The organism is Collinsella sp. AF33-16 (assembly GCF_003475325.1).
Classification (GTDB): Bacteria; Actinomycetota; Coriobacteriia; order Coriobacteriales; family Coriobacteriaceae; genus Collinsella.
In genome coordinates this window covers 40,823-65,691 of the sequence record NZ_QRQC01000007.1, presented here as the reverse complement: position 1 = coordinate 65,691, position 24,869 = coordinate 40,823, and the positions used below count along the sequence as shown (strand labels likewise).

20 protein-coding genes are annotated in these 24,869 nt (G+C 59.7%); 9 read left to right on the top strand and 11 right to left on the bottom strand.

The genetic code is table 11. The features are described 5' to 3' along the window. Positions 1-190: 190 nt before the first annotated feature. The 3 genes from DWZ52_RS03920 to DWZ52_RS03910 form a co-directional block, all read right to left on the bottom strand. Positions 191-547 carry an Hpt domain-containing protein gene (locus DWZ52_RS03920; RefSeq protein WP_199579107.1) on the bottom strand — a complete coding sequence of 119 codons (357 nt, stop codon included), beginning with the start codon at positions 545-547 and terminating at the stop codon, positions 191-193. A gap of 23 nt (positions 548-570) precedes the next feature. Continuing rightward, positions 571-2,451: a diguanylate cyclase gene (locus DWZ52_RS03915; RefSeq protein WP_117629926.1), complete on the bottom strand. Its 1,881-nt coding sequence runs from the start codon at positions 2,449-2,451 to the stop codon at positions 571-573. Between the two features lie 211 nt (positions 2,452-2,662). Continuing rightward, positions 2,663-3,460, bottom strand: coding sequence for an alpha/beta fold hydrolase (locus DWZ52_RS03910; RefSeq protein WP_118384944.1), 798 nt, complete (start codon positions 3,458-3,460; stop codon positions 2,663-2,665). A 225-nt stretch (positions 3,461-3,685) separates the two neighbouring features. Between DWZ52_RS03910 and DWZ52_RS03905 the strand changes: the two genes are divergently transcribed. The 3 genes from DWZ52_RS03905 (at position 3,686) to DWZ52_RS03895 (ending at position 6,579) form a co-directional block, all read left to right on the top strand. Then, on the top strand, positions 3,686-4,462 hold the full coding sequence (locus DWZ52_RS03905; protein ID WP_117584148.1) for a radical SAM protein: 777 nt from the start codon (positions 3,686-3,688) through the stop codon (positions 4,460-4,462). 160 nt (positions 4,463-4,622) lie between these two features. Then, complete coding sequence (gene map, locus DWZ52_RS03900) at positions 4,623-5,510, top strand: type I methionyl aminopeptidase (protein WP_117584149.1); 888 nt, start codon at positions 4,623-4,625, stop codon at positions 5,508-5,510. A 133-nt stretch (positions 5,511-5,643) separates the two neighbouring features. Further along, the gene (locus tag DWZ52_RS03895; RefSeq protein ID WP_117584150.1) at positions 5,644-6,579 is read left to right on the top strand and encodes a D-2-hydroxyacid dehydrogenase; all 936 of its coding nucleotides are present in this window, start codon (positions 5,644-5,646) and stop codon (positions 6,577-6,579) included. A 236-nt stretch (positions 6,580-6,815) separates the two neighbouring features. Here DWZ52_RS03895 and DWZ52_RS03890 read toward each other — a convergent pair whose 3' ends face one another. The 3 genes from DWZ52_RS03890 to DWZ52_RS03880 form a co-directional block, all read right to left on the bottom strand. Beyond that, positions 6,816-7,307, bottom strand: a complete 492-nt coding sequence (locus DWZ52_RS03890) for a PIN domain-containing protein (RefSeq protein ID WP_117654967.1) — start codon at positions 7,305-7,307, stop codon at positions 6,816-6,818. Beyond that, the gene (locus tag DWZ52_RS03885; protein ID WP_117584152.1) at positions 7,300-7,680 is read right to left on the bottom strand and encodes a translation repressor RelB; all 381 of its coding nucleotides are present in this window, start codon (positions 7,678-7,680) and stop codon (positions 7,300-7,302) included. The genes DWZ52_RS03890 and DWZ52_RS03885 overlap by 8 nt, the downstream gene beginning before the upstream one ends. Positions 7,681-7,895: 215 nt before the next feature. Continuing rightward, the gene (locus DWZ52_RS03880; RefSeq protein WP_233547258.1) at positions 7,896-9,281 is read right to left on the bottom strand and encodes a M18 family aminopeptidase; all 1,386 of its coding nucleotides are present in this window, start codon (positions 9,279-9,281) and stop codon (positions 7,896-7,898) included. 161 nt (positions 9,282-9,442) lie between these two features. Between DWZ52_RS03880 and DWZ52_RS03875 the strand changes: the two genes are divergently transcribed. The 3 genes from DWZ52_RS03875 (at position 9,443) to DWZ52_RS03865 (ending at position 13,121) form a co-directional block, all read left to right on the top strand. Beyond that, positions 9,443-10,528: a linear amide C-N hydrolase gene (locus DWZ52_RS03875; protein WP_117716959.1), complete on the top strand. Its 1,086-nt coding sequence runs from the start codon at positions 9,443-9,445 to the stop codon at positions 10,526-10,528. Positions 10,529-10,668: 140 nt separating this feature from the next. Next, the gene (locus DWZ52_RS03870; protein ID WP_117716958.1) at positions 10,669-11,748 is read left to right on the top strand and encodes a 6-phosphofructokinase; all 1,080 of its coding nucleotides are present in this window, start codon (positions 10,669-10,671) and stop codon (positions 11,746-11,748) included. A 434-nt stretch (positions 11,749-12,182) separates the two neighbouring features. Then, positions 12,183-13,121 carry a helix-turn-helix domain-containing protein gene (locus tag DWZ52_RS03865; protein ID WP_117640206.1) on the top strand — a complete coding sequence of 313 codons (939 nt, stop codon included), beginning with the start codon at positions 12,183-12,185 and terminating at the stop codon, positions 13,119-13,121. A gap of 483 nt (positions 13,122-13,604) precedes the next feature. On the opposite strand, the gene DWZ52_RS03860 is transcribed toward DWZ52_RS03865, so the two are convergent. Next, positions 13,605-16,370, bottom strand: coding sequence for an FtsX-like permease family protein (locus DWZ52_RS03860; RefSeq protein ID WP_233524927.1), 2,766 nt, complete (start codon positions 16,368-16,370; stop codon positions 13,605-13,607). A gap of 5 nt (positions 16,371-16,375) precedes the next feature. Beyond that, positions 16,376-17,077, bottom strand: coding sequence for an ABC transporter ATP-binding protein (locus DWZ52_RS03855; protein ID WP_117635686.1), 702 nt, complete (start codon positions 17,075-17,077; stop codon positions 16,376-16,378). A gap of 272 nt (positions 17,078-17,349) precedes the next feature. Here DWZ52_RS03855 and DWZ52_RS03850 point away from each other — a divergent pair, with 272 nt between their 5' ends. Both DWZ52_RS03850 and DWZ52_RS03845 read left to right on the top strand, forming a co-directional pair. Further along, the gene (locus tag DWZ52_RS03850) at positions 17,350-17,988 is read left to right on the top strand and encodes a GyrI-like domain-containing protein (protein ID WP_117635685.1); all 639 of its coding nucleotides are present in this window, start codon (positions 17,350-17,352) and stop codon (positions 17,986-17,988) included. Positions 17,989-18,173: 185 nt separating this feature from the next. Continuing rightward, positions 18,174-19,409, top strand: a complete 1,236-nt coding sequence (locus tag DWZ52_RS03845) for a chloride channel protein (protein WP_117640204.1) — start codon at positions 18,174-18,176, stop codon at positions 19,407-19,409. Between the two features lie 206 nt (positions 19,410-19,615). On the opposite strand, the gene DWZ52_RS03840 is transcribed toward DWZ52_RS03845, so the two are convergent. The 3 genes from DWZ52_RS03840 to DWZ52_RS03830 all read right to left on the bottom strand — a co-directional run bounded on the left by DWZ52_RS03840 (position 19,616) and on the right by DWZ52_RS03830 (position 23,239). Beyond that, on the bottom strand, positions 19,616-20,194 hold the full coding sequence (locus tag DWZ52_RS03840; RefSeq protein WP_233509057.1) for a methylated-DNA--[protein]-cysteine S-methyltransferase: 579 nt from the start codon (positions 20,192-20,194) through the stop codon (positions 19,616-19,618). Between the two features lie 457 nt (positions 20,195-20,651). Further along, a complete protein-coding gene (locus DWZ52_RS03835) occupies positions 20,652-21,677 on the bottom strand; it encodes an aspartate-semialdehyde dehydrogenase (protein ID WP_117640200.1) in 1,026 nt (341 codons plus the stop codon). A 173-nt stretch (positions 21,678-21,850) separates the two neighbouring features. Then, a complete protein-coding gene (locus DWZ52_RS03830; RefSeq protein WP_117640197.1) occupies positions 21,851-23,239 on the bottom strand; it encodes an aspartate kinase in 1,389 nt (462 codons plus the stop codon). Positions 23,240-23,342: 103 nt separating this feature from the next. Between DWZ52_RS03830 and thrC the strand changes: the two genes are divergently transcribed. Further along, complete coding sequence (thrC, locus tag DWZ52_RS03825) at positions 23,343-24,860, top strand: threonine synthase (protein WP_117640195.1); 1,518 nt, start codon at positions 23,343-23,345, stop codon at positions 24,858-24,860. The last annotated feature ends 9 nt before the right edge of the window (positions 24,861-24,869 follow it).

Here is a 24,869-nt window from a genome sequence, read left to right as displayed (position 1 = left end):
ATCGAACAACGATATGGATTGCATGCGGAAAGCCCCGCCAGTGCGCATGGGCCATTCACTAATCAGAAGGGGTGAGAGTGGATTTTTGGACATGTATCGAACGAGAGTGGACAATCTCCCACTTTGAGGCCGCCACCGGGCCTAAAACGGGAGATTATCAACTCTCATAGTCATCAAAGCTCGCGAGCTCTTACTCGGCCGCCTCGCGCAAGGCCGACATCGTTGCCGCATATTGCTGCTGCAGCGCATGCATTCCCTCGCGAGCGCCGTCAACGGCATCGGCGCCGCGCAGCGCTTCGGTCACCACAACCGCCGGCTCGTACAGATTATCGAATCCCAGGTTCTGGCTCACGCCCTTGAGCGTGTGCGCTGCCATAAACGCACCTTCGGCGTCTCCTGCCGCCATGGCGGCCTCCAGCTTGCCCATGCTCTCGTCATCCAAAAACTTGAGGGCAAAGCGGGCAAGCATTTCCTCGCCCATCAGCCGAGCGCAAGCGTCATCATAATTGGCACCGATCTTCTCATACGCCTCACGCATGGAAATCATGGATTAAAACTCCTTTGGTCAAACTAAATCGTGGGAAACGCAACGACGTCGGCGGGGCGTGCCAACGTCTCGGCAATTTGGTCTTGCACCTCGAGCAGGCAATCGAGCAGCAGCGGGTTAAAGGTGCCGCACTTACCGTCCAGGATCATCTGGATCGCCTCCTTGTGCGGGATAGCGTCCTTGTACACACGCACACTCGTCAGAGCATCGTACACGTCAGCCACCGAAACCACCTGCGCGGCGATGGGGATATCGTCGCCCTTGAGGCCATCGGGATAACCCTTGCCGTCCCAGCGCTCGTGATGCCAACGCGCAATCTGGTACGCATATTCCATAAGCGCATTGCCGGCGTGATGGCTACCCAGCTTAAGCAGCATATCGGCGCCGATCGTGGTATGCGTCTTCATGATCTCGAACTCCTCGGGCGTAAGGCGCCCGGGCTTGTTGAGGATCGCATCGTCAATCGACATCTTGCCGATATCGTGCAGCGCCGAAGCCAGGGCGATCGTAGAGCGTTCCTCATTGTCGAGGGAGACCGTGCCGCTACGCTGGACCAGACAGCCAAGCAGCAGCTCGGTCAGCTTCTCGATGTTCGTAACGTGTCTGCCGCTCTCGCCGTTGCGAAGCTCCATGACGCCGGCCATGATGTCGATGAGCATGCGACTGTTCTTGACGCGCTCGTTGTACTGCTGGGACAGCAGGTTCGTCAGGCGGCGCTGTTTGGCGTATAGGCGGATGGTGTTGCTTACACGGCGGCGCACGACACGGGAGTCAAACGGGCGGTTGATATAGTCCGAGGCGCCCAGCTCGTACGCGCGCAGAACCATATCATCGGAATCTTCGCTCGAGATCATGATGACAGGCAGATTGTCGATACCCGATCGGCGCGACAGATCGGCCAGTACCTCAAAGCCACTTATGCCCGGCATGATAATGTCCAGCAGCACGAGCGACAACTCATCGCCATAGCGGTCGACCATGTCGAGCGCCGCACGACCGTTATCGGCCTCGAGGATACAATACTCGTCCTTGAGCATCTCGTTGAGAATGACTCGGTTCATCTCGGAGTCATCGACAATAAGCACCAAAGGCTTTTCGCTTTGGAAGGCCTCGATGGAATCGGCATCGGTCACGACCGTACCGGCTTTTGCCTTAGCGCGGCTCAGTAACTGGGCAGCGCGGCCAACGCCCTCATCGACCGTCTCGCCATGAATGCGAACGCCACCAACACATGCCGTCAAGCTCACGTACTCATGGCCCGGAATAATCGTGGAACGAACGGCATCGGACACCTGATGCAGGCGACGGGTGAAGTCATCGGAGGGAATATTGGGCATGACAACCACAAACTTGTCGCAGCCATAGCGCACAAGCTCGTCAGTCGAACGGATTCCGCTGCGCATGGCTGTCGCCACAGCACCGAGCGCAAGGTCGCCGGCATGACGGCCACACGTATCGTTGAAGACCCTAAAATCATCAAGGTCGATCACCGCAACGCCGGCATTCACGCGGGTGCTACGGAGCTTTTCCTCGTAATATCGGCGATTGCGCACATTCGTCAGCACGTCGGTGTAGACAAGGTCCTCTTCTGCGGCCTCTTGCTCATCGATCGGACGCACCATCAGCAAGACGTGAGGCTCGCCCTCGACCTTCAAAGGGCGTAGACGGGCGCGGTACTCAGTGCCATCATTGAGCAGTTGCTCCGACACCTCATCGGAGTCTGCCAAAGCCTCAAGACTTGACTGACGCAGACAAGGACACCGATCACCGGCGAGCAGGCAGTTAGGCTCACTCTTAATCTGATCGGCCGACAGCAAACGCACCACGGGGTAGGTCTTCGCGACACGGGCGACCTCGGCGGCAGCCTCCTCGTCGGTTAGATTGACCTCGTGATTATTGAGCATATGGGGCCCTTTCGATAGTTTCGCATGGTAGCGGTGGGTTCCAAATGTTACAAGGGTAACACCTTGCCGATGCAGGCAAGCACGTGAATGCTGTTACATTTTTATGAGTTGGCAGGCGGCGCGATTGAAGCCGCAGACGTGAGGTTTTGAGCACATTTGTTAACACGGCCGAAACGTTTGCGAGTGAAGACTGTTTTGATTTTTACGGCTGCTAGAGCTCCAGGATGCTACGGACAGTCTGGGCAGCCGCTGCCGGGCGATCGCGCAGGCCGTTGTGCGCGCCCGGGATTGTCACGAGGGGGCAATCGAGATATTCGGCAGCCGCTCGCGTGCCAGCCTCGCGGGGCGTGCCAATCGAGAGCTCGCCCAGGAGCACGGCGGCCACCGTTTTTGACGCGCGAACGCTATCCCAATCGGGAACGCAGGTCATAGTAATCCCGTATTCATTGGCCATGAAGCAACGACCATTGCGCAGGGCATGTTTGGCTTCCGCTTCGGTCGTTCCAGGAGCCTCGGGGTCCAAGTCGCCGAGGGCTCCCAAGAAAAGCCGGAGCGCCCTTGAAACCTTTCCAGCCGCAATCATATCGAGCAAAACCGGGGCTGCGCCCATGCCGACGCCTTCGGCCGACACAGCCGGCTCATGCAGAATCGCACGGGCGACGAGATGGGGTTCGGTACGAAGAAGCTCCAGCGCCACCAACGTACCGGCGCTGTGCGCAAGCACATTTGTCGGAGCGCCAACGTGTTCGATCACGGCTTGCAGATCGGCGGCCTGAGCGGCAAGATCATAGCTGCCGTCTGCCGCATCGCTGCTGCCACCACAGCCGCGGCGGTCGTAGGCAATTACGCGGTAGTTGCGACTGAGCTCACAAGCGATGCCGTCGAAAAATGTGCCGTCGACACAAGCGCCGTGCACGCACACCAAGGCAGGAGCATCAGGCGACACATCCGGGTCGGCATATTCGCGACAGGCAATCGTGGTGCCCGCATTCTCGACCGTAAAATCCATGTTGTGCCCCCATCATCAATGCTCATCCAGTTGCACGTCAGCACGGTTGGATGGACCCGCATTGCTTTACACCTTGTTAACAGATTAACTTTACCCGACCCGAGGCTTTTCATGGCACGGCATCATGAGCGACGTGAAAAAACGAAACTTGTAAAGCAAGAGCCCACACCTTGCTTTGGAGCCGATGCTATGCTTAGGCACAATTGTCTTGAGGAGCATATGCCTATGTCTACGTTTTTGAATGCCAGCCCCATCTTTGGGCCCGTTCGCAGCCGTCGCCTTGGTCTCTCGCTCGGCGTCAACATGATGCCGGCCAGCGGCAAAATCTGCACGTTCGACTGCATCTACTGCGAGAACGGCCTCAACGCCGAGCGCCCCTGCCATGAGCCGTATAACACGGCTGCCGTGGTACTCGAAGCGCTCGAGGCAAAGCTGCGCGAGATGGCAGCCGAGGGCGAGCTCCCCGATGTAATCACCTTCGCAGGCAACGGCGAGCCCACCGCCGCACCGGAGTTTCCACGGGCCATCGCCGGCGCCGTCGCACTGCGCGACGAGCTTGCCCCAAACTCCAAGATCGCCGTGCTCTCCAACGGCACACGCGCCGACCGCCCCGAGGTGCACGACGCGCTCATGATGGTCGACGACAACATTCTTAAGCTCGATACCGTCGACCCGGCGTTTATCCAGCTGCTCGACCAGCCTGTTGGCCCCTACAACGTCGAACACCAGATCGAGACGTTCGCAAGCTTTGACGGTCACGTTATTATCCAGACGATCTTTTTGACCGGCGAGTATCAGGGCAAGCTCATCGACAATACCGGCGAGGAGTATGTTGCCCCCTGGCTCGCGGCGCTTGAGCGCATTCGTCCGCAGGAGGCGACCATCTACACGGTCGCGCGCGAGACACCAGTCGCCGGCCTTGCCAAAGCAGCGCCCGAGGTGCTCGACGCCATTGCCGCGCGCGTGCGCGCCCTCGGTATTCCCTGCCAGGTGAGCTACTAGCAAAACCACGCAGCAGCTAGTGCCCGCCATCCCGCCCCATCAGTTGCGGTGATATAGTTCCTATTTGTGCTGTTAAACCGCTTAAATCGGAACTATATCACCGCAACTTTTATGGCCGCGTGGGTGGGCTATACTAGCTGCGAATGAAAGGAAGTTAGCCATGTATGACAAAGGACCCGTGCCCGGCCGCAACGACGCTTGCTGGTGCGGCAGCGGCAAGAAATACAAGAAATGCCATAGCGCCTTTGATGAGCGCCTCGAGCGCTTGTGGGAAGAAGGCTGGGAGGTTCTGCCTCGCACGCTCTACAAGACTCCCGCCGATATCGAGGGTATCAAGCGCTCGGCAGCCATCAACGTGGGCGTGCTCGATTATGTGGGCGAGCATATCGCCGCAGGCATGACCACCAACCAGATCGACCAGATGATCTACGACTACACCGTCGAGCACGGTGGCACGCCGGCCGACCTCAACTACGAGGGCTACCCCAAGAGCGTGTGCACCTCGATCAATGATGTGGTCTGCCACGGCATTCCCTGCGATACGGACGTGCTGCACGAGGGCGACATCATCAACGTAGACTGCTCCACGATCTTGGACGGTTACTTTAGTGATTCGAGCCGCATGTTCTGCATCGGCGAGGTCTCGGCCGAGCGCCAGCGCCTGGTCGACGTCACCCGTGCCAGCGTGGAGGCGGGTCTGGCAGCCGTCAAGCCATGGCTACCGCTCTCCGTTATGGCCGAGGCAGTACAAAAGACCGTCGAGGACGCCGGCTTTAGCGTGGTGCGCGAGTACGGCGGACACGGCATCGGTAAGGAGTTCCACGAGGACCCGTTTGTGGGCTTTACCACCGAGGCGCCCGATGTGGACACCATCATGGTGCCGGGCATGGTCTTTACCATCGAGCCCATGGTCAACGCCGGAGCGCCCGACATCAAGATCAGCAAGGGCGACGGCTGGTGCGTGCGCACCAAGGACGGCAGCGATTCGGCCCAGTGCGAGGTACAGCTCGTGGTGACCGAGGACGGCTACGAGCTGCTGAGCTGGTAGCCGTGGATGCGCCGGGCTTCACGATGGATATGTTAACCATCGCGAAGCCCGGCGTTTTTATAGCGTTTTGCCTGATAAAACCCGCCAAAATAAACCTGTCCCTTTTTGGCGGGTCAAGCGGAAAGGACTACTTGTGAACATCTTGGTTTTGCTGCCCGTCAACGACCACCATCGCGCAATTCTTGAGTCGAGCGCTCCGGGCGAGGACTTTATCTACACGAGCGCCGACGCTATCACGCGCGAACAAGTCGCCAACGCCGACGTGATCTTGGGCAACATCGACTCTGACATGCTCACGGCATGCGAGCATCTCCAGCTGCTGCAATTGCAGACCGCCGGCTATGACGACTACCTTGCCGCCGGCACCGTGCCAGCCGACGCCAAACTGTCTTGCTCGGTGGGCGCCTACGGCCAGGCCGTGAGCGAGCACATGTTTGCCATGGTCCTTTCCATGATGAAGCGCCTGCCCGGCTATCACGACTTGCAGCGCGAACATCGCTGGGAGGATTTGGGGCCAGTTACCTCGCTCAAAAACGCCAACGTGCTGGTGCTGGGCGCGGGCGATATCGGCGGTCACTTTGCCACGCTCTGCCGCGGCATGGGCGCGCACGTCCGCGGCATCAAGCGCCATCCACTCGTCTACCCCATTGTGTTTGAGGACATGGACGGCATGGACGCCCTACCTGAGCGCCTGGCAGAGGCCGACATCGTCGCATCCTTTATGCCGAGCACGCCCGAGACCCGCGGTCTGGCGAACGCCGAGTTCTTTGCCGCGATGAAACCAGGTGCCTTCTTTGCCAACGGCGGCCGCGGCGACCTTGTGGTCACCGATGACTTGGTTGCCGTTCTGGAGTCGGGACATCTCGCCGGCGCCGCGGTCGACGTCACCGACCCCGAACCGCTGCCCGCGACAAGCCCCCTGTGGGATGCGCCCAACATGCTCATCACGCCGCACGTCTCCGGCTGGTTCCACCTGGCAGCCACGCTCAACAACGTCGTCGACATCGCCGCGGAGAATCTGCGTCACCTGCAGGCCGGCGAGACCCTGCGCTGCTGGATCGAACACTAAGAATTACGCCGTTTTACAAACGGCGTAATGAGCCGACGCTGCGAGCCCGTCTGGACGACAATCTGCCTTTCAACTTCGGCGGCATGACCAGAAGGTCAATGCCGCCTTGTTTCAAGGCACCTTGCTCGCCCAGACGGGCTCTCGCTGACTTTTGTTCAACCTGTAGGGACTGGCTGGCGCGGCCCTGCCTGGGGGCATTCGCTGACTTTTATTCGACCTGCAGGGTCTTCAAATTGCTAGAGCGTTGCTAAGTAATTCTTTGCGTCTTCTACGCTCATTGCTGCGACGGGTGCGTGTGAACAGAGTTTGACATCGTTGGTGACCAGTAGATCCGCCTGAGCACGTATCGCTGCCGCAATGATTAAATCGTCTTCGTAATCGCTATGGAGCTCACGCTGTCTGCTCGCCATCCATATGTCACTCAGGTCGCAGGGTACCGACGTGGCAAGTTGCGACAACACGTCGAGGCAATCCCATGCAAGTGATGTCGACGCCACGGCAGCATCTTGAGAAAGCGAGCCGTGCTCTCGCCGATACCATGCCTTATGTTCGCTTGAAATCAAATAAAACAGGTCTTTGGACGATGTCGCCGCATACAGCAAATCAACCTGCGCCGTGCATGCATCGCGTAAAAACTCAATCGCCACCGAACGACCACGTCGTGAGGGAATGAAGTAATCGAGCCACACGTTGGTGTCAACCAAGATGCGCTTTGGAGTCTCACTCATAGAGCCAGCTCATCTCCTCGCCATAGCGATCCGCATAGGCATTCCGTTTGAGCTCTTCGTCGTCCGATGGCTGAGCCTTGACCATATCGATTCCCGACTCACAGCAAGCGGCAGCGAACAGCTTCGACCCCTGATCCATAAGCTCGAGCTTACGTTTGGCGGCCTTTTCGCGCTCGCGCTGTTCCGCCCGGGCACGACTGGGCAGCAGGATATCCTCGAGCGCACCGGGGCGATCGGCCAGCGATGCTGCAAGCTGCCAGAGCGCTCGCACCGCTTGGCTCGGCGTCATACCGGCCTTGGAGAGAGCGGCGTCCCCACTCCTTTTAAGATCGGCATCGAGACGTACGTTGATCTGAGCGGCTGTTGTGGTCATGACCCCTCCTTAATACTTCAAAATATCATAAAGCTCTATGGTAGATACGTAAAGCATGTATAGCATTTATAAGCATTAGCCGTACTCTGTACACAAAAAGCCGCCGAGGCGCACTGCACCTCGGCGGCCACGTATCGCAGATCTAGTTCGGTTTCACCCTTTGCATTCGCCCAGATAAAACCTGCCAAAATAAACCTGTCCCTTTTTGGCAGGTTTTAGAGTTCCACGCTTTCGGCGCCGTTGATGGTCAGGTCACGCTCGTAGAAGGCGGTGAGGGCGCGGATGGCGTACATTACGTCGCGCACGCCGCCGGTCTCGTAGCTCGAGTGCATGGCAAGCTGCGGCAGGCCCACGTCCACGGCATGCATGCTCGCCTGCATATTGGACAGATTGCCCAGGGTAGAACCGCCGGCCATATCGCTCTTGTTGGCAAAGGCCTGCGTGGGCACGTCGGCGTCATCGCAAATGGCCTGGAACACCGCGCGGCTAAAGGCGTCGGTGCAGTAGTGCTGGTTGGCGGCCTCCTTGATGACGATGCCGCCGTTAAGCACAACCTGGTTGCGGGCGTCGCACTTCTCGGCGTGGTTGGGGTGCACGGCATGCGCGTTGTCGCAGCTCACGAGCATCGAAGCGGCAAGTGTGCGGTGGTACGACTCGTCATCGAAGCCCAGCGACCCGTTGATGCGGCGCAGCGCGTCGGCCAAGAACGTCGACATGGCGCCCTGCTTGGTCTCGGAGCCAACCTCCTCGTTATCAAAGCAGCAAAAGACCGAAACGTCGTGCGCATTCTCGGCACCCAAAAATGCCTGCAGCGAGGTGTAGGCGCAGGCCAGGTCGTCGAGCTTGGGCGTCGAGATAAACTCGTCGGCCCAGCCCCAAATACGCGCATCCTGTCGGTTGACCAGGAACAGGTCGCGGCCCAGAATCTGCTCAGGCTCAACATCCAGTTCGTCAGCGATCAGGGCATCAAAGTCACCCTGCTTAAGATCGCCAGCGCTGATGAGCGGGCACAGATCAACGGCGCGATTGGGAGCAAAGCCCTCGTTAACGCCGCGGTTCATATGGATGGCAAGGCTCGGAATGATAGCGACCTCGCGCTCGGTGGCGAGCAGGCGGCTCTCAATACGGTCGCCCTCGCGCACCAACACGCGGCCCGCGAGCGCCAACGGGCGGTCGAACCAGGTGTAGTCGATCATGCCGCCGTAGGCCTCGGTGTTCAGGCGCAGCGTCTTGCCCGCGCCGTCGAGCTCGGGCACGGCCTTGACCTTAAACGTCGGCGAATCGCTGTGCGACGCCGTGAGCTGAAAATGGTAGTCGCCGGCAACGCCGTCCTCGCCCCATGTCGCGGCCAGGTCCTCGCCCACCTTAAAGGCAACGACGCTCGAGGTGTTGCGCTGCGTGTAATAACGCCCGCCCGGCTCGATGTCCCACGCCGCATTCTCGGGCAGGTAGGTAAAGCCCGCCTCGTCGAGCTCGGCCATAATGGTCGCTGCCGTATGGAACATGCTGGGGCATGCCTCGATAAAGTCGATAAGGTCGTTGGCAGCCTCGATATCGTCGGCCGTCACGTGCGCGCGCTCGGGCGTTTCCTGATCCGTCATGCTCTCCCCTTTCGCTGGGTTGATGGTCCCCTCCAGCATACCCCGCCACGCCAGCGTCGCACTCTTCATTCCATGCTTAGTTCCGCGCCGCTCACCAAGTTGAGTCATCATGCCCGCGCTCCTTTTGCGACAATTGCACCAACAGGACGAGAGGAGCCGTCATGAAGCCACGTAACATTGCCATCGCCTGCGGTACCGCGGGAGTCGCCGTCGGCCTTGCCGCTGCCACCGGTATCGTTTATCACAAGCAAATCAAGTCCGCCGCGTCGCTCAAACGCTTGACCGGCTACGCGGATGGCTATGACCTGTACGTAATCGACATCGTCTACGACTACGATCTTGATCGCATCATCGCCGCTGGCGTGCGCGACGACCAGGCCTACATCGATGCCGTGGTGGCGCAGGCGCTCCCCGGCGTGCCGGCACATGTCCAGGCGCCCCAGTTTGCCTGCAGCGCTTTTGTCGCCGTGGATGCCGAAGGCCGCGTGCGCACCGGTCGCAATTACGACTTTAAGGACGACACCTCAGCGCTGCTGGTGCGCAATCACCCGCGCGACGGCTATGCCTCCATCGGGTTTGCCGCCCTCAATAACCTGGGCGATAACACTCCGCTTGACTCCGTCGCCGGACGCGCCGCCGCACTCATGGGCTCGTTTGCCCAGCTCGATGGTGTTAACGAATGTGGCGTGTCCATTGCCGTACTCACCCTGGATTCCAAACCCTGTGACCAGGACACGCAGCGCCCCGTCATCAACACTTCGCTCGCCATCCGCCTGGTGCTCGACCGCGCGGCTACCACGCAGGAGGCCGTCGACCTGCTTTCTGCCTACGACATGCACGCCATGGCAGGACGCGATTACCACTTCTTTATCAACGACGCCGCCGGTGACGCGCGGGTGGTGGAGTGGGATCCGCGCGACCCCGACCGCGCATGCAAGGCGACGCCCGTGCGCCAGGTTACGAACTTCTACGCCTGCTATGGTGCCGAAGTGCTACCCAACCAAAAGAACGGCGAACTGGGCCATGGCAAGGAACGCGCCATCGCCATCGCCGATGTCCTCGACGCCCATGTCGGTGCCCAAGACGAGGCAGTCGCTTGGAAGGCCCTGCGCGCTGCGGCGCAAGAGCCCAATCCGGAAGACATCACCAGCAACACGCAGTGGTCGGTCGTCTTTGACAATACCGAGCCCGCTGCCGCCATCACGCTGCGCCGCCACTGGGGCGACGTCGACGCCTTCGCGCTGTAAGGAGCTGGCACCGTCGTCCTTACGCTCGCCTGACGTTGCTTACATTTCTATACATTTGAGCTAACACGTTTTACCTCCGCATCAACAGTGTGCGGGGGTAAACTTATGCGCATGTTATAACTTGCCCGGAAGGATTCATCATGCTCAGGATCGGTCTTCTTACCAGTGGCGGCGACTGCCAGGCGCTCAATGCCACCATGCGCGGCATCGTCAAAACGCTCATGACCAATAGCGAAGAGCCTATCGAGATCTATGGTTTTGAGGACGGCTACCAGGGCCTCATCTACAGCCGTTTTCGCGTGATGACGCCGGCAGACTTTAGCGGCATCCTCACCCGCGGCGGCACCATCCTGGGCACGAGCCGCACGCCGTTCAAGCGCCTGGACATTCCCGAGGCCGACGGCGTCGAGAAGGTGCCCGCAATGGTCCACACCTATCATAAACTGCAGCTCGACTGCCTGTTTATGCTGGGCGGCAACGGATCCACCAAGACCGCCAACCGCCTGCGCGAAGAAGGCCTCAACGTTATCGCCCTGCCCAAGACCATCGATAACGACACCTGGGGCACCGAGTTGACGTTTGGCTTTACGAGCGCCATCGACGTCGCCACCAAGTGCATCGACGACATCCACACCACTGCCTCGAGTCACGGCCGCGTGTTTGTCATCGAGATCATGGGCCACAAGGTCGGTTGGATTCCGCTGTATGCCGGCGTCGCGGGCGGCGCGGACGTCATCTTGATTCCCGAGATCCCCTACGACATGGACAACGTCATCAAGACCATCGAGCATCGCATGGAGACCGGCAGCCGCTTTACCATCGTGGCCGTCGCCGAGGGCGCTATCTCCAAGGAGGACGCAGCGCTGCCCAAGAAGGAGTACAAGAAAAAGCTCGCCGAGCGCACGAGTCCGTCGATCGTCTACGACATCGCCAAGGAGATCGAGGCCAAGACTGGTCGCGAGACCCGCGTCGCCATCCCCGGCCACACGCAGCGCGGCGGCCAACCCGACGCCCAGGACCGCATCTTTGCGACCCAGTGCGGCGTCGAGGCGGCACTGGGGTGCCTACGCGGCGAGTTTGGCTACATGATTGCCCTGCGTGACGGCAAGATGTGCCACATGCCGCTCGAGGAGGTCGCCGGCAAGCTCAAGTTTGTCGACCCCCAGAGCGACCTGGTGCGCGAGGCCAAGGCGTTGGGCATCAGCTTCGGCGACGAATAGCCTCGGCTGGAATCCACCCCATCGGGCCCTCCGACCCCGCCCGACGTATTTCGATTTGGCTCCTCCCTTGACTCCGTCAAAGGTCGCCAATCGAAATCGTCGGGCGGGGTCGGAGGGCCCTGCGTTTACATACTCGCCGAGGCTATTCGTCTTCTTGCTGCGGGTGCCTGGTCTGAAATTCAGTTGCGGTGAAATAGTTCCTGCTTAGTCCGCAAATGGCTGAATCCAAAAACTATTCCACCGCAACTTACTGAGTGGGGGCTCTTGGCTGCTACTTGCACTGGCATTTGTCCTGAAATGGCTGGTCGTTAGGGGTTGCTACCGGTAGTTGCGGTAGGGTTGGGGCAGATTCTAACTAGAAATGGTGGTCGCTACCGGTTGTTCTCGGCATACTCGGCTCATTCGATTACGGTCACCACATGAAAGGAACTGTCATGGATCTTGCGATGGCACAGCGGCTCGTCGATCGCCGCAAGGCTGCCGGGCTTTCTCAGGAGGCGCTTGCCGCCCAGCTGGGTGTGAGTCGTCAGGCTGTCAGTAAATGGGAGCGCAGCGAATCCTCTCCCGATACCGATAACCTTATTGCGCTCGCCGCGCTGTATGGCGTGTCGCTGGATGAGCTGCTGTATGGGGAGGCGGTGGATAGCACTGACGACTCGCAGGCTGATGATGAGGCGCAGAACAGCAACGCCGGCACCAAAGCTTCAGATAAGGCTGAGGAGGCTGAGGCTTCTACTGAACACGCTGATTGCAGCGATAAGCCACTTGTCGATATTTCCCTCGCGCGCGGCATCCACGTTATTGACCCCAACAAAGGCGAAGAGGTTCATGTTGGCTGGAATGGCATCCATGTGGCTAACGAGCGCAAGGGTGAAGAGGTCCATGTGGGGCCAGGCGGATTGCATATCGATACGCTTGAGGACGATGGACATAGTGTGCATACCAATGACGACGGCACCGTCACCATCGACGGCGAGACGTTTTCCAGCTGGAAGGAAGCACACGACAAGCTCGACCATCACGGCAAGCATTTCCACACCAAGGTCGGACGTGCATGGAACAAATTCCCCTTCCCTGCGCTTGTCGCCCTCGCCTATCTGGTGCTCGGCATTGTCTACGGCACATGGGCTACGGGACTCTTCCTCGTCTTTCTGATTCCCGTCTATTACGCGCTTGGCGACTTTATCGACCAACGCCACTTATCTAAGCTGATCGAGGTCATCTACCCGGCAGCCGCCATCGCTTGGTTCCTCTACATGTGGCTCTGTTTGGGACAGCCCCATCCTGCATGGATCATCCTCATCACGATTCCCGTCATCAAAGCGCTCATGCGCTGGTGCCGCAAACAATGGAAGCACCGCCAACAGGCCTAACACGCTCCGACCCACCAGCACCCAACCACCCCCGCCCTTCTCCTAAGTTGCGGTGAGATAGGGACTGTTTTGAAGCTCCAAAGCGCCAAACAGTCCGTATATCACCGCAACTTACAAACAACTGGGTCAGTTCCGGCACGGAGATTAGCATTGAGCTGACCGCGCGCCACGAAAAGGGGCCATCTACTACGTTTAACTCGATGGGGCCAACCATGACCGCCTTTTTCGAAAATCGACAGGCCTTCTACCTGCGGTTTTATTTTTCGTTTTCCCGGCATGGTTGAGGGTGTCCAATTAAACGTAGTAGATAGGCCCGTTTTGTGGCATACGACCCATTCAAGCCCAATCTCGAAGGCTAAAGAAAGCCTCTCATCCACGCCTGCGGGCAAAAGATAGCAAAGCAACAAACGCCGGGTCGCTCGTAGGTGCCCGGCGTTTGCGCAGATAAAACCTGCCAAAATAAACCTGTCCCTTTTTGGCAGGTCACTCGGCGCTCTTGAGGGCGCCGACCATGTCGATCTTGTTGAGGGTACGATTGGTGGCTAGGTTGACGATAAACGTAAAGCCAAAGGAAAGCACCACGGCGAGCACGTAGCTTAGCGGCTCGACTTCGACGTCAAAGTACAGCGACGGCATCTGCAAAATGTACGTAAAACTCTCGGCCAGCAAGCCGCCCAGTGGCACGCCCAGCGCGGCGCCAATTGCCGTGAGGATCAACGTCTCCTTGTTGACGTAATGGTGCACCTCGCCACGGCGGAAGCCCAGCACCTTGATGGTCGCCAGCTCGCGTTCGCGCTCGGAGATATTCGTGTTGGACAGCGTAAACACCACCACAAACGACAGGCATGCCGCCATAAAAGTCACGAGCACCACGACCGAATTGATGATCGCAAAGTTCGCCTCGTAGTTCTGCCAATGTTCGGCCGTGCTCGAGATGGTGAGCCAACCGTCGCTCTTAAGCTTCTTGCTAAACGCAATCTGGTCGGCCGACGAGCCCTTAAGCAGCACAAAGACGCCGTTGAGGCGTGCGCTTCGACCGAACGCGCGCTCATAGGTGCCCTGCGTCATGTAAAGCGTGTTGCCAAGATAGTTAAGCGAAATGTCACTGACTTTGACCTTGGCAACATTGAGCGACGAATCCTGGACGTATGCCGTATCGCCCGGCTGAATCCCCAGCACCAGCTGTGAACTCTTACTCAGATACACGTCTCCGTCACGCAAAGACAGCGGCTCTTTGGACTCGTCCTCTAGGCGCACGTAGTCATCCAGGTCGTTCGTGCGGTCATCGGGCACCACGATCAGCTGCACGGTCTCGCTCTTTCCGCCGAATGTAAAGGTAACGTTGTCGGTCATAATCGGCAGCGTCGAAGTCACGGTCACGTTGGAATCCTTGGCTGCACTGCGCTCATCCAACGCCGCGCACGTCTGCGAAAAATCATCGGGATTGGCGACCGCCAGCAAATCGTAGCGTGTGATGTGCCCGTACTGCTTGGGCGACAGCGCGACCGACGTATCACGGATGCCCATACCGCAAATCACAAGCGCCGTGCAGCCCGCAATGCCAAAGATGGTCATAAAGGCGCGCTTTTTGTAGCGGAACAGGTTACGCGCCGCCACCTTGTTTAAGAAGCCCATGCGGCGCCAGATAAATCCGATACGCTCGAGCAGGATGCGCGAGCCGGCGGGCGGAGCCTTGGGACGCATGAGCGAGGCAGGGGTCTCGGCCATCTCGTGGCGGCAGGCGATAATCGTGGCTCCCACCACGCCCACGGCAAACAGCGCCACCGAAACGATCGAGGACACGATGTCGTACGAAAGTAGCATCTGGGGCAGCGAGTACATGTCGTCGAACACCGTAAACAAGAACAGCGGCAGACCCACAAATCCGATGATATTGCCGAGCACGCCACCGATCAGACACGCCCACAGCGAGTAGTCCACATATTTGGACAGGATACGCCCGCGTGAATAGCCGAGCGCCTTGTACAGGCCAATAAGCGTGCGCTCCTCCTCGACCATGCGGGTGGCGGTGGTGAGGCTGATAAGCACGGCGACGATAAAGAAGATGAACGGGAACACCGTGGCGATGGCCTCGATCGAAGAACTATCGCTCTCGACGCTCGAGTAGCTTGCGATATTGCCGCGGTCCTGGATGTACCAGGTGCATTCGCCCAGGTCAGAGAGCTCGGCGCGGGCATCGGCAAACTGCTGGTCGGCGGCGGCGCGGCGCTGGTCCAGGTCGGCTTGCGCCTGCGCACGCTCGTCGCTGCCCTCGGCCATGCGATTGATGTTGTCCTGCTCGATCCCAAAGACCATATTCGCCTGACGCTCAGCCGCGTCCAAGCTCGCCGGTGTGTCGACCGTCAGCTCCTGAGTGCGCGCCTTCTCACGCTCCTCGCGGATCTTCTCGATATTGCCCTTGACCTCATTGATCTTTGCCGAGTAGGCATCCGAATAGGAGTTGAGGCTCTTGGCTCCCTCGACGACCACGTGGACAGCGGAGTAGGAAGAAGATGTCGCGGCATCCTCGCTCACGTAGAACTTGTAGTCCGCAGTCGAAGCAGCACGGAAGGCGTTGACCGTCGAGTCGGAGCTCACGTCGGTGGGATCGAGAACCTCTGCCGTGATGGTGTAGTCCCCATCGGCAAACTGGTCCTTGGCGCTTTGGTTCGACGAGCTCGCATCGTTGGCGGCAAAGCTCACCGTATCGCCGATTTTCTTGCCCGAAGCCTTCAAAAAACGTGAGGTCACCGCGACCTCGCCGGCACACTCGGGCAAATCGCCGCTCAACAGCACCGGTTGATCGATATTCTCCCTGGAAAGGCTCTGGACAACCACGCGCTCGCGCGTTGTGCCCACGGCGGTGTAGGCAGTCTCGGTGTAGATGCCCTCGGCCGTCTCGACGCCATCGACCTCTTGGATCGCAGCAAGATCGTCATCGGTCAGACCATAGGTCGACTGCACGTTGATGTCATAAACATTCTGCTGGTCAAAATAGGCATCGACCGAATCGCACAGATCCTCGCAACCCGCCTTGAGGCCGCACATCACGCTCACGCCGAGCGCCGTGATTACGACGATGGATAAGAAGCGCTTAAGACTGCCTCGGATTGTGCGGTAGATGCTACGGCGAAAAACCATCGGCACCATGTCGTTTGAGCTTTGGGCGGTGCGGTAGGTCGTAAAATCCTGCTCGCGCTCCGTGTTCTGCGCGTCGCGGCGCTGGCTGTTTTGGCGGTCCTGGTCCATGGGCGCTACCACTCGATCGTCTCGATCGGCACGGGATTTTGTTGGACCGTCTCGCTCTCCACGCGCCCGCTCTTAAAGCGAATCAGGCGATCTGCCATGGGCGCCAGCGCGGAGTTGTGGGTGATGATAATGACCGTAATGCCCTGCTTGCGACAGGTGTCCTGTAGCAGCTGCAAGATCTGCTTGCCGGTTTTGTAGTCGAGCGCGCCCGTGGGCTCGTCGCACAGAAGCAGCTTGGGATTCTTGGCCAGTGCGCGGGCGATGGACACGCGCTGCTGCTCGCCGCCCGAAAGCTGCGCCGGAAAGTTGGCGAGGCGCTCACCCAGGCCGACCTGGCGAAGCGTCTGTTCGGCATCGAGCGAATCGGGGCAGATTTGCGCCGCGAGCTCGACGTTTTCGAGCGCCGTCAAGTTGGGGACCAAATTGTAGAACTGGAAGACAAAGCCGACGTCGGCGCGGCGGTATTCCACGAGCTGCGCCTCGTTCGCGGAGCTCACGTCGCGCCCGTCCACCGTCACAGTGCCGGAGGTCGCCGTGTCCATGCCGCCCAGAATGTTGAGGGCCGTGGTCTTGCCGGCGCCCGAAGCACCCAGAATGATGGCGAGCTCGCCGCGCTCGACCGTAAAACTCGCGCCGTCGAGCGCGTGGATGCGGGCGTCGCCTTCGCCGTATGCTTTGATGACGTCTTTGAATTCGATATAGGCCATCGATTAATTCCCATCTGGTCGGATAACTCTTTAGTATTACCCATTTCCCACCTACCAAAAAGGGACAGGTTTATTTTGGCAGGTTTTATATGGGGGAAACGGCAGCTATAGATGAGGCGCCGGGGAGGCCGAGAAATCATCGACGGGGTCAGGCCGACCGCCAAGCACAACGCACGCATCTCAATCTGTCAGCCAAATAATTCGAACAGCTGTTCGTTTCTATGATATGATTCAACTATCTAAGCAGGCCAATACGCAGAAAGGCGGCCAACATGGCGTTCGACTTTAAGAAGGAATGCAAGGAGCTCTACAAACCTGCAAGCAAGCCGAGCATCGTAACTGTCCCGCCTATGAACTACGTTGCCGTTCGCGGAAAGGGCGACCCAAATACCGAAGGTGGCGAGTATCAAAACGCCCTGCCGCTACTTTACGGCATCGCCTATACCGTCAAGATGTCGAAGAAAGGCCCAAGGAGCATCGAGGGCTATTTCGACTTTGTGGTACCGCCGCTCGAGGGTTTCTGGTGGCAAGACTCCCCGAGCGGCGACATCGATTATGTACGCAAGGACGATTTCAACTTTATCTCGTGCATCCGCCTGCCCGATTTCGTCAGCCGAGATGATTTTGACTGGGCAGTCGCTGAAGCCACGGCCAAAAAGAAACTAGACTTTACCGCTGTTGAGCTGCTTAAAGTTGATGAGGGTCTCTGCGTTCAGTGCATGCATACCGGACCCTATGACAGCGAGCCGACAACCGTAGACGCCATGCATGAATACGCGACCGAACAGGGCTATGCCCCCGACTTCTCAGACACCCGTTTACATCACGAAATCTATCTCTCCGATCCACGCAAATGTGCACCGGAGAAACTTAAGACTGTGGTTCGTCATCCTATCAAGCGCGCTGAATAGCGTGGGGCGTCATTTCACGCGCTAGGTTTTAAGCCAGCCAACCAGCCGCCTCCTAGGCCGTCCGGTAATTATCTTGACGCGGCCCGTCGCATCTTATAAGTTTGTTTTGCTAAAGCTGGAAAGCCTCTCAACGATGCGCAACTCCAGCTCTTTTTCTATCAAGAGAGCAAGTGTCGGAAAGCAAAATGTCAGAAAGCAGCGCTTCGAGCAGAATCAAACGCCTGGTCAACACCTATAGCGGTCTCGTGCTCATGGGCGCCGTCGGAATCCCTATCGGCGTTATCGTTGGCGCCATCTGTGCCTTTTTTGGTCGTGTGCTCCTGGCAATCGGCGCCTTCCGCGACGAGCACATCACGCTGCTCCTTCCCTTCCTCGCTCTTATGGGCCTTGCCATCGTGTTTGCCTACCGCACTTGGGGCAAGGGCACCGACCGCGGCATGAGTCTGGTCTTCGACGTGGGCCACGGACGCGAGAAAGCCATCTCCCCGCGTTTGGTGCCGCTCATTATGCTGAGCACGTGGGGGACGCACCTCTTTGGCGGCAGTGCGGGACGCGAGGGCGTGGCCGTGCAGATCGGCGCAACCGTCTCACATTGGATCGGCCGACGCCTGCCTTTCCGAGACCCCGGCAACACGTTTTTGCTTATTGGCATGGCCGCCGGCTTTGCCGGACTCTTTCGAACGCCTCTCGCCGCCACGGTCTTTGCCATCGAAGTACTGGTCGCAGGACGCTTGGAATACCGTGCGTTGCTTCCCGCACTCGCAGCCTCGCTCGCCGCAAGCATGACTTCCGGCGCCTTGGGACTCGAGAAGTTTGAGGTCGCCGTTGTCGCCTCATATGCGCTTGACCTCCCCGGTCTTGAGCGGCTGGCGCTGTTGGGTATCGCGTTTGGTATGGTAGGTGGAGCTTTTGCCTGGTGCCTTGCCCATGCCAAGACCCTTGCAGCGCGGCTGCTCCCCAACCCTTACATGCGCGTTGCCGTTATGGGCCTTGCGCTGTCGGCGATCCTGTTCGCACTGTGGCAGGGGCGATACTGCGGACTTGGCACCAACCTGATATCAGCGGCGCTCAACGGTGAAGGCAAGATCGCCATCATGCCTTGGGACTGGGCGCTCAAATTCGCACTCACCATCGCCACGCTTGCCGCAGGTTATCAGGGTGGCGAGGTGACGCCGCTGTTCTCCATCGGGGCCAGTCTGGGTGTCATGCTCGCCGGGATTCTCGGCATGCCCGTCGAGCTCTGCGCCGCGCTGGGTTATGCCGCCGTCTTTGGCAGCGCCACCAACACGCTGCTCGCGCCCATCCTTATTGGCTGCGAGGTCTTTGGCTTTGGCAATCTGCCGATTTTCTTTATTGTCTGCGTCGTGGCTTACCTGTTCAACATGGACAAATCGATCTATGCACTGCAAAAGCGAGCGTAGAAAGATGCTCAAGCAGGTGGTCTCAACCGGAAACGGCGTCCCACTCTGAGGCTGTATTCCGGGACGTGGTTTCCGCTTGGGACGCCATTCGGAAAGCGTGTCCCGCTTTAAAACGGAATTCCGGGACGTGGTTTCCGCCCGGGCCTCCATTCGGAAAGCGCGTCCCATTCTTTCATGGCGTCCTGGCTATGCAAAGTGCCCGAACGTTAGTCCTCGTACGCGCCCTCAAGCCGAAGCAGCCACTCCTTGCGATCAAGCCCGCCGGCATATCCGTTGAGCGATCCGTCGGCCGCGACCACGCGATGGCACGGCACGATTATCGAAATGGGATTACGCGCAACCGCAGCCCCCACCGCACGAGGAGACACGACGGGCGCCTCATTTCCCGGCACACGATGTCGAGCCGCAATACGCTGGGCAATCTCGCCATATGTAGCGACTTCGCCACGTGGGATAGAAAGCAGCTCAAACCAAACCTCGCGCTGGAACGCCGTACCGATCATATGCAACGGCGGCGTAAACCGAGGTTCCTGCCCTGCAAAATAAGCATTCAGCCAAGCCCAGGAACGCTCAAGCACCGAAGAGGCCGCACCATTTACCGGACTCACCGGAGACATCCCACCGGTACCGGAAACCGCGTCAGCGCCTTCAACATGTTCGGAGTCTTCCCGGAGAAGCGTGGAGCCAAAATGCTCCTGTCCCTCAAACCAAAGCCCCGTCAGACCGCGGCCATCAGCGGCAAGCAAGATTTCGCCCAAAGGCGAGGCAAACGTCGTCGTGACCACCAGCGGCTCCTTTCAAAACTTCGCAACATAATACCGCGAATTGTGCAGACAACCTCAATCGACCCCAAAGTCACCCAAGGCAGCAGGCGCGACAGCGCCGCAGCTGCCGCACGACCCCAAAGTCCCCGCAGGCAGCAGGCGCGACAGCGCCGCAGCTGCCGGCCGCGCTCCGCAGTCCCCAAAGGCGGCAGGCGCAAAGCGCCGAGGCCGCCGCCGGGACCAGGGCCCGCAACAACCACGTTCCCCCACATCAGCCCAGCGGCCCCAACCAACAACGACCCCATCGCAGGCCACTCGCAGCAGCGTCACCGCAGGCGGGGGCCGGGCTTAGTTTTCAGAACACTCCGCAGACCAGTGTGGCGCCTTGTCCGCGGCTCCGAAGGAGCAGGACAAGGCGCCACACATGGTCGAGGACGTTCTGAAAACTAAGCCCGGCCCCCGCCGGACAGGTCCACCGCTACTCGCAGAGCAGCTTAGCGATCTGGACGGCGTTGGTTGCCGCGCCCTTACGGATTTGGTCGCCGCAGCACCAGAAGGTGATGCCACGCGCGGCCTCGGGGTTCGAGATGTCGCGACGCACACGACCGACCCAGATCAGGTCCTGGTCGGACGTATCCATCGGCATGGGGAAGCGATCGTGCGCATCCTCGGCGCTCATGTCGTCAACCAGCTTGACGCCGGGAGCGGCAGCCAGCGCAGCACGAGCCTCCTCAACCGTGATGTCACGCTCGAACTCGAGCGTAATGCTCTCGGAGTGCGAGCGCAGCACGGGCACGCGCACGCAGGTGCAGTTCACGCGCAGCTCGGGCAGATGCATAATCTTGCGACCCTCGTTTTGCAGCTTCATCTCCTCGGAGGTAAAGCCCTCCTCCTTGACGCCGCCAATCTGCGGAATCAGGTTGCTCGCGAGCTGGGCGGCAAATGCGCGCGGCTCGGGAATCTCCTCGCCACGGCCCAGGGCGGCCAGCTGAGCCTCGAGCTCGGCCATGCCGGGAGCGCCGGCACCCGAAGCAGCCTGATACGTCGAGACGATCATGCGCTTCACGCCGGCGAGCTGATGCAGCGGCCAGGTGGGAACCAGGCCGATGATGGTCGCGCAGTTGGGGTTGGCGATAAGGCCGTGATGCCACTTGATGTCGTCGGCATTGATCTCAGGCACAACCAGCGGCACTTCGGGATCCATGCGGAAGGCGTGACTGTTGTCGACCACGACGGCGCCGCGCTTGACGGCCTCGGGCAGCAGCTCCTTGGCGATATCGTCGCCGGCAGCGCCGAGCACGATGTCGCAGCCCTCAAAGGCCTCGGGGCAAGCTTCCTCGATCACGATCTGCTCGCCGCGGAACTCAACGGTCTTGCCCGCAGAGCGCGCGCTCGCCAGCAGCTTGAGCTTACCGACCGGAAACTCCTGCTCGTTGAGGCACTCGAGCATCTGGGTGCCCACAGCTCCCGTCGCGCCCAAAATAGCAACCGTGTACTGTTTCATGCTTCCCCCTTTAAAGGTTATGGCTTTTGCCCGCACGCCAAGCAGGCCGATTATTGTTGCCAGTGTATACAAGAACGGGGCGGGCACGAAATCCGCCCCGTCGAAACGAAACCGAAACGAAACGCCCCGCCGTAGATTTTTGAGACATGACCCAAAAATCCACCGAGCAGTCGCTACTTTTTGAGCGCGGCCTGGATGGGATCGGCCGGCGCGGGAGCCTCCAGGTCGGAGACCTTCACAATGCCGTTTTCATCGGAGAAGGCACGGTAAATGGTCTGGATCGCCAGATCGAAGTCCTTCTCCTCCACGCCGATGATGATGTTGATCTCGTCGCAGCTCTGCGAAATCATACGCACGCTCACGCCCGCCTGGCCAAGCATGCCAAACAGGTGGCCAGAGATGCCGGCGCGACCGCGCAGGTTGCGGCCAACGGTAGCGATAAGCGCCAGGCCCTCGACAACCTCGATCTCGAGCGGCTCGACCTCCTGCTGAATGTCGCCCACGAGCGAGTACAGCGAATCGTGCACGTCCTGCTCCTGCACCACGGCGCCAAAGCGGTCGACACCGGTGGGCATGTGCTCGACGGAGACGTCATAGCGCTCGAAGACCGAAAGCGCGCGGCGCATAAAGCCGACACGGGGCTTGGTGCGGTCGCGGGCCACGTTGATGGCGACAAAGCCGCGCTTGCCGGTCACGCCGGTAATGATGGGCTCCGCCTCGCCCTCGTCGGCCGTCTCGCTAATGATGGTGCCGGGGTCCTGCGGCGCGTTGGTGTTCTTGATGACTAGCGGAATACCGGCCTCGCGCACGGGGAACACGGCCTCCTCGTGCAGGACGCTTGCACCCATGTACGAAAGCTCGCGCAGCTCCTCGTAGGTAACGCGCGCAATGGGCTGAGCCTCGGGTACGATGCGCGGGTCGGCAGAGTAGAAGCCCGAGACGTCGGTCCAGTTCTCGTAAAGGTCGGCGCCCAGGCACTTAGCCAGAATCGAGCCGGAAATATCGCCGCCACCACGGTCGAGCAGCTTGATCTGGCCCTCACGCGTCGCGCCGTAGAAACCGGGCATGACAAAGCCACCCTGCTGACCGTACTCCTGCACCAGCTCGGAGGTGCGGTTCATGCTGAGCGTACCGTCGTGATGGAACGCAACGACCGTCGCGGCGTCCAGGAACGGCAGGCCCAGGTACTCGGCCATCAGGCGAGCGGTGAAGCACTCGCCACGGCTCACGAGCTCCTCGGTGGAGTAGCCACCCGAGCGGGCACGCTCGGCAAAGGCCGCGAACTCCTCGCGGATGGGATAGGTGAGCTCCAGCTCGTCAGCGATATCAAAATAGCGCTGCCCAATGTCCTCGAGCAGCTCCTCGCACGACACGTGGTACTTAACGTGCGCGTTAACCAGGTAGAGCAGGTCGGTCACCTTGGTGTCGCCCTTAAAGCGGCGACCGCAGGCAGAAACCACCACAAAACGGCGGGCCGGGTCGGCATCGACGATGGCCTTGATCTTCTTAAAGTGTTCGGCGTCGGCGACCGACGAGCCGCCAAACTTGGCAATTTTTATCATGGCGTGGAGGTTACCTTTCTAAAAGCCTCTGCAAACCTGTTTTGCGCGCTCTGATACCATGGGTTCACCGATTGGGACCAAGGCATCCGAGGAGCAGTGTTATATGGGAACTTATCATAGTACACGAGGACGCACTTTATCGTGCTCAAGTAAGGTGGCAATCCGTACCGGCATCGCTCCCGACGGGGGTTTGTTTGTCTCGGACGAGCTCGGCACCCAGCAGGTCGATATCAGCTCGCTTGCAGATAAATCGTACTTTGAAATCGCTCAAGATGTGTTGGGAATGTTACTGAATGATTACACAGCCGAAGAAATTTCGGCCTGTGTGAATGAGGCATACCGCGGCACGTTCGCGAGCGAAGAGGTTACGCCGCTCGTCAAACTCGATACAGCGCCGGGCACCGACGTCCCTCAAACCTATGTGATGGAGCTCTTTGGTGGCCCCACGAGCGCCTTTAAGGACGTCGCCCTGCAGATGCTCCCCCGCCTCATGGCCCGCACCTCCGCCAAGGACGGCGGCGCCGAGCGCATCATGATCGTCACCGCCACGTCGGGCGACACCGGCAAGGCCGCACTCGCCGGTTTTGCCGACGCTCCAGGTACGGGCATCACCGTCTTTTATCCCGAGGGCAAGGTCAGCCGCGTGCAGAACCTGCAGATGTCCACGCAGGAGGGCGACAACGTCGCCGTCTGCGGTATCCGCGGCAACTTTGACGACGCCCAGAGCGCCGTCAAGCGCATCTTTGCCGATAAGGAGCTTGCCGAGCGCCTGGAGGGCGCTGGCACGGTGCTTTCGAGCGCCAACTCCATCAATGTCGGCCGTCTGGTACCGCAGGTCGTCTACTACTTTGCCGCCTATGCGCAGCTGTTGCGCGCCGACGCTATCGAGGCTGGCGACGCCGTAGAGTTCTGTGTACCGACCGGTAACTTTGGCGATATCCTGGCCGGCTACTATGCCAAGCGCATGGGTCTGCCCGTCGCCAAGCTCATCGTCGCGAGCGACAAGAACAACGTGCTTGCCGACTTCCTGACCACCGGCGTCTACGACCGCAACCGTCCGTTCTTCACGACCATCTCGCCGTCGATGGACATCCTCATCAGCTCCAACCTGGAGCGCATGCTCTACTTCCTGTCCGACGGCGACTGCGAGCTTGTTGCCGACCTTATGGAGCAGCTGGCACAGACTGGTCGCTACGAAGTTCCCGCCAACCTGCTGGCAAAGATTCAGAGCGTCTTTGGCTGCGGCTGGGCCAGCGAGGACGAGGTCCGCGCTGCCATCAAGAGCTGCTGGGACGCAAACGGCTACGTGATCGACCCGCACACCGCCTGCGGCTATCACGTCTTTGAAAAAGTCACCCCCGCCGAGGGCGCCAAGGCCCGCGTGCTGCTTTCGACCGCCAGCCCCTACAAGTTCCCGCGCGCCTGCTGCGATGCCCTGGGCCTCGACGTGCCCGAGGACGACTTTGAGGCTATGCGTGTGCTCGAGCAGGCCACCAACACGGTCGCCCCGGCACAGCTCGCCGAGCTCGAGTCCAAGCCCGTCCGCTTCGAAGACGTCTGCGACGTCGATGAGATGGACAGTTACGTCGAGTCTGCAGCAAAACGAATGAGCACCAACTAAACCCCTTAT

Coding starts and splice junctions, on each gene's coding strand:
- DWZ52_RS03885 (WP_117584152.1), bottom strand. CDS start 7,680: ATGACCACAACAGCCGCTCAGATCAACGTACGTCTCGATGCCGATCTT.
- DWZ52_RS03915 (WP_117629926.1), bottom strand. CDS start 2,451: ATGCTCAATAATCACGAGGTCAATCTAACCGACGAGGAGGCTGCCGCC.
- thrC (WP_117640195.1), top strand. CDS start 23,343: ATGGGAACTTATCATAGTACACGAGGACGCACTTTATCGTGCTCAAGT.
- DWZ52_RS03830 (WP_117640197.1), bottom strand. CDS start 23,239: ATGATAAAAATTGCCAAGTTTGGCGGCTCGTCGGTCGCCGACGCCGAA.
- DWZ52_RS03875 (WP_117716959.1), top strand. CDS start 9,443: ATGAAGCCACGTAACATTGCCATCGCCTGCGGTACCGCGGGAGTCGCC.
- DWZ52_RS03850 (WP_117635685.1), top strand. CDS start 17,350: ATGGCGTTCGACTTTAAGAAGGAATGCAAGGAGCTCTACAAACCTGCA.
- DWZ52_RS03855 (WP_117635686.1), bottom strand. CDS start 17,077: ATGGCCTATATCGAATTCAAAGACGTCATCAAAGCATACGGCGAAGGC.
- DWZ52_RS03920 (WP_199579107.1), bottom strand. CDS start 547: ATGATTTCCATGCGTGAGGCGTATGAGAAGATCGGTGCCAATTATGAT.
- DWZ52_RS03860 (WP_233524927.1), bottom strand. CDS start 16,370: ATGGACCAGGACCGCCAAAACAGCCAGCGCCGCGACGCGCAGAACACG.
- map (WP_117584149.1), top strand. CDS start 4,623: ATGTATGACAAAGGACCCGTGCCCGGCCGCAACGACGCTTGCTGGTGC.
- DWZ52_RS03835 (WP_117640200.1), bottom strand. CDS start 21,677: ATGAAACAGTACACGGTTGCTATTTTGGGCGCGACGGGAGCTGTGGGC.
- DWZ52_RS03845 (WP_117640204.1), top strand. CDS start 18,174: ATGTCAGAAAGCAGCGCTTCGAGCAGAATCAAACGCCTGGTCAACACC.
- DWZ52_RS03910 (WP_118384944.1), bottom strand. CDS start 3,460: ATGGATTTTACGGTCGAGAATGCGGGCACCACGATTGCCTGTCGCGAA.
- DWZ52_RS03890 (WP_117654967.1), bottom strand. CDS start 7,307: ATGAGTGAGACTCCAAAGCGCATCTTGGTTGACACCAACGTGTGGCTC.
- DWZ52_RS03865 (WP_117640206.1), top strand. CDS start 12,183: ATGGATCTTGCGATGGCACAGCGGCTCGTCGATCGCCGCAAGGCTGCC.
- DWZ52_RS03880 (WP_233547258.1), bottom strand. CDS start 9,281: ATGACGGATCAGGAAACGCCCGAGCGCGCGCACGTGACGGCCGACGAT.
- DWZ52_RS03905 (WP_117584148.1), top strand. CDS start 3,686: ATGTCTACGTTTTTGAATGCCAGCCCCATCTTTGGGCCCGTTCGCAGC.
- DWZ52_RS03870 (WP_117716958.1), top strand. CDS start 10,669: ATGCTCAGGATCGGTCTTCTTACCAGTGGCGGCGACTGCCAGGCGCTC.